The sequence below is a fragment of the Moorena sp. SIO4A1 genome (assembly GCF_010672065.1).
Taxonomy (GTDB): Bacteria; Cyanobacteriota; Cyanobacteriia; order Cyanobacteriales; family Coleofasciculaceae; genus Moorena.
This window is the reverse complement of record NZ_JAAHHX010000121.1, coordinates 1-9,059: the sequence shown is the minus strand read 5'-3', so window position 1 is coordinate 9,059 and position 9,059 is coordinate 1. Positions and strand designations below refer to the sequence as shown.

Genomic DNA, 9,059 nt, shown 5'->3' with positions numbered 1-9,059 from the left:
GTTGAGCACAGGTTAAAGGGCTCCCGTAAGGCAGTAATGAATACCATCTATTCCCTGTATACCCAGGGCTACGCACAACTTTATGAGTGGACTCCTCTTGAGCCGAGTGGCATTCCTGGAGAAGTGATTAGTACTTTGACGAGGTACCTAATTCTGGATTAAGATTTTAAGCAGCTGGGGGGTTTCCCCCCTAGCTAAAAGACCAGGTCTAATCACGTAAGATCATGATCAGACTGGTCATGGAACAAAGTCATATAACATAAGTAGTGAAATCAACTTACTGTGGATTTCAGCCAGCCGTGGAAATTATTTCTACGGCGATTTTTTTTATGGTTAGCAGAAGGTTAGGAGGTTGTTCGCGTAGCGTGGCCGAAAGGCCAAGGTTAGAAGGTTGAAGGTTAGCAGCTTTAAAGTTATCAAGTTGAAGGTTAGCAGGTTGAAGGTTAGCAGCTTTAAAGTTATCAAGTTGAAGGTTAGCAGCTTTAAAGTTATCAAGTTGTTCGTCTTTGGCGTTCGGTGAAGGGTAGGTTTACTGTTAAAGGTGATCAAGTTGAAGCGCCTTAGCGTGTAGGTTGGGTTGAGGTACGAAACCCAACATTTGCACTAGCTTGGTTGGGTTTAATTAATTACAAAGCGTCAGTAGTCAGGGGCGAAATTTGAATAAGGTGGGTTACGGTGCGGATAAAAACTGATTGGTAATTCCTCAAAATCCTGGCCGCACCTAACCGACCCTACGAACTTAATAAAAATCTCCCTATCTCCCCATCTCCCTATCTCCCCATCTCCCCATCTCCCCACCCTCCCCACACTTAGATTACTTCACTCCAGACTGTACCCGCCACAGCATGGCATAAATTCCCTGTTGCTCTAACAACTCTTCATGTCGTCCTTGTTCTACTAATTTGCCTTGCTCGATTACATAAATACAATCGGCATTGCGGACTGTGGACAACCGATGAGCGATCGCAATGGTTGTGCGATTTTGGGTAATCTTTTCTAGGGAGCGCTGAATGGCGGCTTCGGTTTCATTATCAACAGCGGAGGTGGCTTCATCTAGAATCAAGATTGGGGGGTCTTTCAATAGTGCTCGTGCGATCGCAATTCGTTGCTGTTGTCCTCCAGATAGTTTCTGACCGCGCTCTCCCACAATGGTGTCATAGCCTTGGGGCAGCTGCATGATAAATTCATGGGCTTCTGCGGTCTTAGCGGCAGCAATTATTTCCTCGGTGGTGGCATCAAAGGTGCCGTAGGTGATATTCTCTTCTACGGTGCCGTGGAATAAAAATACATCCTGGCTAACTAGACCAATGGCATGGCGTAAGTCTTTGAGCTTGAGCTGTCTGATGTCAATCCCATCAAGGGTTATCGAACCGGCTTCGATTTCGTATAGTCTTAATAACAGTTTGACTAAGGTACTTTTACCAGACCCTGTGGAACCTACTATCGCGATAGTCTTGGTAGCGGGGATGTGTAGGGAGAGATTTAATACCACAGGATGGCGATTACGGTAGGCAAATGTAACATTATTTAATACCAATTCCCCTTTAACTTCGGACCTAGGGAATGGTGTATCCCCAGAGTGCATGGCAATTGGGGTATCCAGCAGATTCATTACCCTAGTAGTGGATGCCATGGCCCGTTGATACTGATCCAGGGTGTTACCCAGTCGAGTTAATGGCCACAGCAAGCGCTGAGTCATGAAAACTAAAACACTGTAGGAGCCTACTGCTAATTCCCCGGCGGCTGCGGACTTACCACCGTAGAGCAAAATTCCGGTAAAGCCAAATAGGATTAACATCCGAATCAAGGGGACAAAGGCGGCAGAAAATGCGATCGCTTTCTGGTTACTGTGCTGATACCCTAGACTTTGTGACTCTATCCGCTTTGCTTCATAGTCTTCCGCTGTAAAGCTTTTAATGGTAGTAATCCCAGTTAGATTATTTGCTAACTGTCCATTGAGTAACCCTACCTTTTCCCGCACCTCTGCATAACGGGGAGCAAGCAGACCTTGAAAGGTAATCGAACCCCAGAGGATAAAGGGGATAGGGATCAGAGTTATCCAAGCTACATTGGGAGCAACGATAAAGAAGCCCGCACTGATAGTAATAATGCTTGTGGCTATCTGGAGAATTTCGTTGGCACCAATATCGAGAAAGCGTTCTAGTTGGTTGATATCATCACTCAGGATAGACATCAATCCCCCTGTACTACTATCTTCAAAATACGCTAGTTCCAACAATTGTAGATGAGAGTAAGCATCTAGGCGCAATTCGTGTTGAATGGTTTGAGCCAGATTCCGCCACAATCGTTGGTAAGTATATTGAAAGACCGATTCCAATCCCCAGACAATCAAGCTCAGGAATGCCAGCAATACCAGTTGGCTAAAGATATCCGTTACTCCTAGATGGGCTATCAAGGAATCTTGTTGTTTGACCACCACATCCACTGCCATCCCAATCAAGACCGGAGGGGCTAAGTCAAAGATTTTGTTGAGGATTGAGCATGCGATCGCTTTCCCGATTAGGGAACGATGGGGCTGAGCGTAACCCATCAGCCGCTGCAGGGGAGAGTTGAAATGCTTACGCTTATTTGGTTTTGACTTTAACCTTGAATTTCGTTTTGACTTTGACCTTGAATTCAACACAGTAATTAACCCTGACTGATCAGGCGGAATGGATTATTCTAGCAATTATTATACCCATGAGGTACAAATCTCTGGGTTTTAGGGAGCAGGGAGCAGGGAGCAGGGAGCAGTTAATAGTTAAGAGGTAAGAGGTAAGATGGAAAAAATAATGTGTACCTCATAGCTATGAGAAACGCTATAAGTCCAGAGAGCAAATCAATGGTTGATTATTATACCGTATAGCACTGCGTGTAATATAGCGCTACGCGCAAGTCAGAAGTCAGAAGTTAGAAGTCAGAAGTAAGCTATGACTAAGTTTGCTGAGTTTAGGAATGTCAAACATCTTAATGCGTAGTGCTATATAGTGTTTGTATTGTAGTTTTGAACATATTCTCTACTCCCTACTCCCTGCTCCCTACTCCCTAAAAACCAGTACCAAAGTACCTCACCGATTGTATTATTTCTATATAATATCGCTCAACCAAATTCATCAATAAACTAACCCTTGAATACTCCTAGCCACGCCATTATTAACCTTGCTGTTTTGAATCACCAGACTCAACTTCAGGCAGCTTTACCCATTACAATTGGTGCTATCTTACCCGATTTACCAATTTTTATCCTTTATATCTGGGCAAAATTGATTCGTCGTCAATCAGAGTACCAGATTTGGTCACAAACCTACGAATTGCCCTTTTGGCAAAACCTTGTTGCTACCTTTCATTCCCTTCCCCTAGCCCTGTGTGGAGTTATCATCAGCCATTACTGGGGATGGCAACTTTGGGAAATTCTATGTTGGAGTATGATACTGCACTCTTTACTAGATTTACCAGTTCACAACGATGATGCTCACCGCCACTTTTTTCCTGTTAGTAACTATCGTTTTATTAGTCCTTTCTCTTACTGGGATCCCAAGCATCATGGTTATACCGTATCCACAGTGGAAAAATTGTTGGTGTTAGTAGCAACAATTGTTACTTTCGGTATGATTGAATCTTGGATAGGTAAAAGCTTACTAATTGTTGTGAATGTGTTATATTTTACTACGTTTCTCTACTTTAGAGTGATTCGACCAAAATTATCAATTGGGCATGAATGAAGGAATTTGATTGTTTAGGTTACTTGGTCGATTTGTGGGACAATCGTTATTGTTCCTTGGCCTAGAGTGACACAAGAGGGTTAACTTTATATTATACAATATAACTGCATAGCAGCTTACCAGATTTGGCTTGACTTCTATATATGTAATGAGTCGATCAGCCAAGCTCCAACAAACAGCCACTGGCTTTTTGGAAGACTGGAAGCCACCGCAGATGCCCGCAAAAATAACTTTGGCAAGAGGTTTATTGTCTACCTAAACGTTGAATCAAGTGAAATTATATAGTGTTGAAGTACCTTTGGATATCCTAACCAAAGAGCATAGAAAGAAGATAACCGGAGATCTGGGACGCTATAATGCAGTGGCCGATATCTTAGAAAAGACAACAGAGCAAAAGAAAGCTTTCCTAGAAAGATGTAGGGGTTTATTCTTTCAGAATCTGCATGATGAGCAACTTATAAAAGATGTCAGACTAGGGAACATAACTCTTGATATTGCTTGGTTGGTAGTTATGTGCTTTTCTGAGCAAAACAATAATGGAAAACCTGGTTTCCCCCTCTATGAATTCACAAAAGTATCTGTTGCGAATAATACAGACAATTTCAAATTATCTTCAATTGCAGGTATGTTTTCAACATATATGCATGATTACGATAGAAGTAATATAGAGCATGCCGGAAATGATCAACAAGATAAGTATAGTCTATCTTTAGATATGTGGAAGATTCTCTTTGAACCACATCAAATCAATGACGGTCTCCCTTTGTTTGATAATTTACCGGTTTTTGTTTTCCCGAGAAGCCTATCAACAAACTCAGAAACAACTGTTTATATGAATAAACTTGGTTTTCAGGAAAAAAATTATACTATAAATGGAGAAGAGATTCGCTGCTTTTATGAAGATGGTAATAATCCTCTAGAAAATCCTCTTCTTAAATCAGCTATTTTATCAACAGGTTTAGTTCTAGTTGAGATCACAAGGTCTGATTTATACAAAGGATCTAAATATATCGGAGAATTTAATCGTCAAAATTTTTCAAAAGAGGTAAAATTACAACAGGAAATAACAGTGTTAAAATGGCTTCATTCAAAACTTTAGAATTGAATAGCATTAATTTACACCTTTTAGCGACTGATTATTTGCTTACTTCCACTAAAGTTTAACCCGAAGTATGGTATAGTGCAGAAGTGTTGAAGGTTTAAAATCTTCAACACTTCTGGGGTTTACCCTGCCTTTTGAGAACCCTTGCCTAACCTAGCGAGATAAATTCCAGCAATAACGCCAAGGAAGGAAACCATCTTGAGTGGCGTCAATTTTTCAGCGAAGATAATCCAAGCGAATAAAGCTGTAATCAGTGGATCGAGTAAGAGGCATACACTGACAAAGCTAGAGGAAAAATGCTTAAAGCTGTATGTTAAAAGGCCATGTCCAAAAACCTGTACAACAATGCCTAAAGCAACCACAGAAAACCATGCTGATTGTGTCAAGGGGAAGAGGTGATCTTCCATGATTAAAGTAAATCCCAAAGCTAAGATCGCTCTTAAGAAGCAGCTCCATAGCAAGATTGTGCTGACTGAGTATTTATTGCACAAGGATTCACGAGCTAAAAATGCACCAGCACAAAAAACAGAAGAGAGTAGTGCCAGCATATCTCCAGTAAAGTTGCTAGGGGCAATAAACCAGTCCTCAAACTCAATACAACTAGAAGCGAATAGTGCAATGCCTAGACCAACTAGAAAGCGGTTGTCAAATTGCTGCTTCAGAAGCAACCAAGCACCGAGGGTTGAAAAGATAGGAGTCATGTTATGCAACAAATTGGCATTGGCTACACTAGTCTGAGTTAGTGAAATAGTTGCTAGGCACTGCCCACCAACGGGTTTATATTTATTGAAGATGTAGGGTAGGCAGTGCTTGAAACAGATAACATAAGCAAGTCAATCCCGTTGCTAGGCACTGCCCACCAACGGGATGAATGATGTTTTGTTGATAAAAATTAGCTCAATTCCGCTCGAATCGTTTCCACCCGTTTCCGATTAACTCCCAAATCGGATTTTCCTAAACGGGAGGCGGAGCGAACATGGATTACCTTAGCACTGTCATCGAGCAAAAACTCTACATCATCCACAAATCCCATTAAACCGCTAGTGAATTGTGCGTAGAGATAGTTGTCTGTTTCTTCAATAATTTGTGTTCGTTCTAGGTTTTGGATCACAGTTTTAAGCTTAGCAATTGCTTCAGTAGGGGTTGAGTTGTAAGCTAAAGGCTCAATACCATGCTCGGCATCTTGGCTATAGCTGCTGACACAGTTAGGGGTATTTGGGCAAGGTGCTAATTGCCCTGAAGACTGAATCCCAATATTGGTAGGTTGTTTTCCTGGAAATTTCATCAACGATTCTCCTGAAAGGGCAAAGGTAGCTCCTATGGCAACAATAGCGACTAATACTAAAGATATCAATACTATTAGTATTAGTCTCAACGGTGATAGTTTTTGGGTTTGTACAGTCATACTGTAGTCATATCTCTAGTATTATTAATATCATATTTGGTTGACTAATTATCAAAAAAATTGGGGTTAGTAAGGGCAGAAGCCAAAGTTCAACACGTCTGCATCGTTTCTGGGTCGAATTCCCCTTGCAACATCGCAATCAGACATCGTCCAATGTGGTAAGCTAAATTGACAGGGACGGCATTACCGATTTGTCTGTACTGTGATGATAGAGAACCGGTAAATTCCCAATCATCAGGGAAGCTCTGAATACGTGCATATTCCCTAACTGTCAACGGTCGTGTTTCTTCAGGATGACACCGCTCGGTCTGTTTTTGAGCTGGGTTACAGGTGAGAGTAAGAGAAGGTTCTTCCCAAGAAAGCCGCCTAGCCATACCGGTTTTGCCGCCACCGAGATAGAAACTCTTTTTCATATACTCTTTTTGAAGCGCTAGGGGTAAGTTCCGCCAATAACCTCCTGGTGGTATTAATTCCATAATTTCTCTCTTGCGGGGAGGGTATTTTGCTCCTATTGATTTAGGGCAATCTTTGAGCACCTCCCTCAGGGAAATAGTGTAGTCCTTCTCCTTAGGAAATATTGCTTTTAGGTCTAAGTCTCTTCTAACCGCAATGATAATTATCCTCTCCCGCTTTTGGGCGACATCTAGAAACTGCGCTCTGAGCAAGTTATAGGTAGGGTTGTAGCCTAAATCCTCTAAGGTTCGCAGCATAGTGGATAAGGTTCTGCCTTGGTCATGGTGGATCAGACCTCTAACGTTTTCAACCAGTGCTATTTTAGGCTGTACTTCTTTGACACACCGTGCAAACTCAAAAAAGAGCGTCCCTCTAGTATCGTCAAAACCTTTACCCAGACCGGCATAGCTGAAAGCTTGGCAGGGCACCCCACCAGCCACAATCTCTACGTTGTCCTTGTATTTGGTAAAATCAACATTGGCTATATCCTCAAGTATGATTTTCCAGGAAGGTCTATTCAGCTTCAGAGTGTTTACGCAGTCTTTATCAATCTCCACCAACAGCTTGGTGGTTAAGCCAGCATTCTCAAAACCCAGTGCCATGCCTCCACACCCAGCAAATAACTCAATTACTCTGAAGCTAGTGGATTTGCTCTTGAGAACACGAAACTCAACCCCAGTAGCTAGCCCTTGATACTTCCGTTGAATTCGTTTTAATTCTTCAATGTCAAAAAAACGGTAGTTTTGTTCAGACCGCTTTGCCCTCAGCAGCTTTTTCTTTTCCCACCGGCGTATGGTATCGGAGGAGACACCCAAGATTTCAGCAGCTTCCTGAACCGTGACTAGGTCTTGAACAGTGCCCGATTTACTTTTTGCCATTTTTATTTGAAGGGAGTAGGGAGTAGGGAGTAGGGAGTAGGGAATCGGGAATCGGGAATCGGGAGTAGGGAATAGGGAACAGGGAACAGGGAGCAGGGAGCAGGGAGTAGGGAACAGGGAACAAACATTATCTCAATTGATTTAGGATTGCTATAAATAATGATTTTTAGTTAGTTTGTGGCTTAAAAAATAATTTGATTTTTGTTTATTAAAACCTAAATTATAACTCATAATTACTGACTCGAAGCTGCTCAATCGGAGGAGAGTTAGTTATGTCTAACTCAGCTTAGATAAGTCCTGTTCAATTCAATAAACTATAGGTATCATAAATCAATTGTGATAATTTTTGTTTCCTGCTCCCTACTCCCTACTCCCTACTCCCTACTCCCTGCTCCCTACTCCCTACTCCCTATTCCCTATTCCCTCTGCTATAGCATCAAACAAAAACCATTTGAGGAGCCAGCAATACTCCAGAGGTTGAGGAAATAACTTTACCAATACCCAAAAAACTGCCATCTTCGTGGTACACTTGCACAGGACTTGTGGAGGTTTCAAGGGTAGAGACTTTAACTAGAGTATCATCCCCAGAGATACGCTGTCCCAAACACCAGCGACGGGCTTGATCAGCGGACAAGGTTACAGAGGGTAAGTGCCCCAAAGCTACACTAGGGGACACTGGCTGGAATAGGCTTTTTTCCAGCTGTTGGGTCAATTCTTCTAATCTCAGACTATCGGCTAAATCAAAACCACTGCTGCGAGTACGAGTCAGAGCGGCCAGCACACCACCGGTTTCGAGGGCATCTCCTAAATCCCGGGCTATGGAGCGAATATAGGTGCCAGGGCCACATGCGATCGCTAAATCAATTTCCGGAAATTCCCCGCCACGCCAATCCAAAACCTCGATCGTCTCAACCTCTACAGTTCGTTCTGGTACCTCTACCACTTCACCAGCTCTGGCTAAATCATACAGCCGTTTACCCTTGATCTGAATAGCGCTATACATTGGTGGCACTTGCTGAATCTTGCCCTCGAACTGTTTCAAGAAACCCTTGACCAACTCCAGAGTCAACTGGGGTGCAGACTGAGTAGCAATTACCTCTCCTTCCAAATCATCAGTAGTTGTCCTCACTCCCAGTCTCACCGTAGCCTTGTAGGCTTTATCCTGCTGCATATACTGCAACAGTCGGGTTGCCTTACCCAGAGCTATCGGTAAAACCCCCGTAGCAGCTGGGTCAAGGGTTCCGCCATGTCCTACTCGTTTCAGCCGTAGCAGACGCCGCACTTTAGCAACGCAATCGTGGGATGTCCAACCTGCTGGTTTGTTTAAGTTTAGAAATCCTTGCACCAAGTTTAAAATTTATCTGTAAAGGTAGGGAATCGGGAATCGGGAATCGGGAATCGGGAATCGGGAATCGGGAATCGGGAATCGGGAATCGGGAATCGGGAATCGGGAATCGGGAATCGGGAATCGGGAATCGGGAATCGGGAATCGGGAATCG

General features: G+C 42.9%; 12 protein-coding genes. 4 read left to right on the top strand and 8 right to left on the bottom strand.

The genetic code is table 11. The features are described 5' to 3' along the window. Positions 1-333: 333 nt before the first annotated feature. The 3 genes from F6K53_RS34190 to F6K53_RS34180 all read right to left on the bottom strand — a co-directional run bounded on the left by F6K53_RS34190 (position 334) and on the right by F6K53_RS34180 (position 2,551). On the bottom strand, positions 334-495 hold the full coding sequence (locus F6K53_RS34190) for a hypothetical protein (protein ID WP_293019668.1): 162 nt from the start codon (positions 493-495) through the stop codon (positions 334-336). A gap of 141 nt (positions 496-636) precedes the next feature. Next, entirely contained in the window at positions 637-798 is a 162-nt protein-coding gene (locus F6K53_RS34185) for a hypothetical protein (RefSeq protein ID WP_293071348.1), read from the bottom strand. A 16-nt stretch (positions 799-814) separates the two neighbouring features. Continuing rightward, a complete protein-coding gene (locus F6K53_RS34180) occupies positions 815-2,551 on the bottom strand; it encodes an ABC transporter ATP-binding protein (protein WP_293083770.1) in 1,737 nt (578 codons plus the stop codon). Between the two features lie 440 nt (positions 2,552-2,991). On the opposite strand from F6K53_RS34180, the gene F6K53_RS34175 reads away from it, so the two are divergent. The 3 genes from F6K53_RS34175 to F6K53_RS34165 all read left to right on the top strand — a co-directional run bounded on the left by F6K53_RS34175 (position 2,992) and on the right by F6K53_RS34165 (position 4,821). Further along, positions 2,992-3,120 (top strand): hypothetical protein, encoded by a 129-nt coding sequence (locus tag F6K53_RS34175; RefSeq protein ID WP_293019670.1) that lies wholly within the window; start codon positions 2,992-2,994, stop codon positions 3,118-3,120. Positions 3,121-3,128: 8 nt separating this feature from the next. Further along, complete coding sequence (locus tag F6K53_RS34170) at positions 3,129-3,722, top strand: hypothetical protein (protein WP_293019671.1); 594 nt, start codon at positions 3,129-3,131, stop codon at positions 3,720-3,722. A 262-nt stretch (positions 3,723-3,984) separates the two neighbouring features. Continuing rightward, positions 3,985-4,821 carry a hypothetical protein gene (locus F6K53_RS34165; protein WP_293071346.1) on the top strand — a complete coding sequence of 279 codons (837 nt, stop codon included), beginning with the start codon at positions 3,985-3,987 and terminating at the stop codon, positions 4,819-4,821. A gap of 125 nt (positions 4,822-4,946) precedes the next feature. Here F6K53_RS34165 and F6K53_RS34160 read toward each other — a convergent pair whose 3' ends face one another. The 4 genes from F6K53_RS34160 to F6K53_RS34145 all read right to left on the bottom strand — a co-directional run bounded on the left by F6K53_RS34160 (position 4,947) and on the right by F6K53_RS34145 (position 7,688). Next, a complete protein-coding gene (locus tag F6K53_RS34160) occupies positions 4,947-5,618 on the bottom strand; it encodes a DMT family transporter (RefSeq protein ID WP_293071360.1) in 672 nt (223 codons plus the stop codon). A gap of 98 nt (positions 5,619-5,716) precedes the next feature. Continuing rightward, positions 5,717-6,178 (bottom strand): DUF1499 domain-containing protein, encoded by a 462-nt coding sequence (locus F6K53_RS34155; RefSeq protein ID WP_364304082.1) that lies wholly within the window; start codon positions 6,176-6,178, stop codon positions 5,717-5,719. Between the two features lie 140 nt (positions 6,179-6,318). Beyond that, positions 6,319-7,560, bottom strand: a complete 1,242-nt coding sequence (gene dcm, locus F6K53_RS34150) for a DNA (cytosine-5-)-methyltransferase (RefSeq protein WP_293048052.1) — start codon at positions 7,558-7,560, stop codon at positions 6,319-6,321. Positions 7,561-7,562: 2 nt separating this feature from the next. Further along, positions 7,563-7,688 carry a hypothetical protein gene (locus F6K53_RS34145; RefSeq protein WP_269086941.1) on the bottom strand — a complete coding sequence of 42 codons (126 nt, stop codon included), beginning with the start codon at positions 7,686-7,688 and terminating at the stop codon, positions 7,563-7,565. Positions 7,689-7,896: 208 nt separating this feature from the next. Here F6K53_RS34145 and F6K53_RS34140 point away from each other — a divergent pair, with 208 nt between their 5' ends. Then, entirely contained in the window at positions 7,897-8,049 is a 153-nt protein-coding gene (locus tag F6K53_RS34140; RefSeq protein ID WP_293071345.1) for a hypothetical protein, read from the top strand. Here the strand turns inward: F6K53_RS34140 and truB are convergent. Further along, positions 7,997-8,905 (bottom strand): tRNA pseudouridine(55) synthase TruB, encoded by a 909-nt coding sequence (gene truB, locus F6K53_RS34135; protein WP_293083767.1) that lies wholly within the window; start codon positions 8,903-8,905, stop codon positions 7,997-7,999. The two genes, F6K53_RS34140 and truB, sit on opposite strands and share 53 nt — an antisense overlap. Positions 8,906-9,059 lie beyond the last annotated feature (154 nt).

Bases quoted from the DNA above. Each gene is read 5' to 3' on its own strand.
- F6K53_RS34145 (WP_269086941.1), bottom strand. From the start codon at position 7,688: ATGTTTGTTCCCTGTTCCCTACTCCCTGCTCCCTGCTCCCTGTTCCCT.
- dcm (WP_293048052.1), bottom strand. From the start codon at position 7,560: ATGGCAAAAAGTAAATCGGGCACTGTTCAAGACCTAGTCACGGTTCAG.
- F6K53_RS34180 (WP_293083770.1), bottom strand. From the start codon at position 2,551: ATGGGTTACGCTCAGCCCCATCGTTCCCTAATCGGGAAAGCGATCGCA.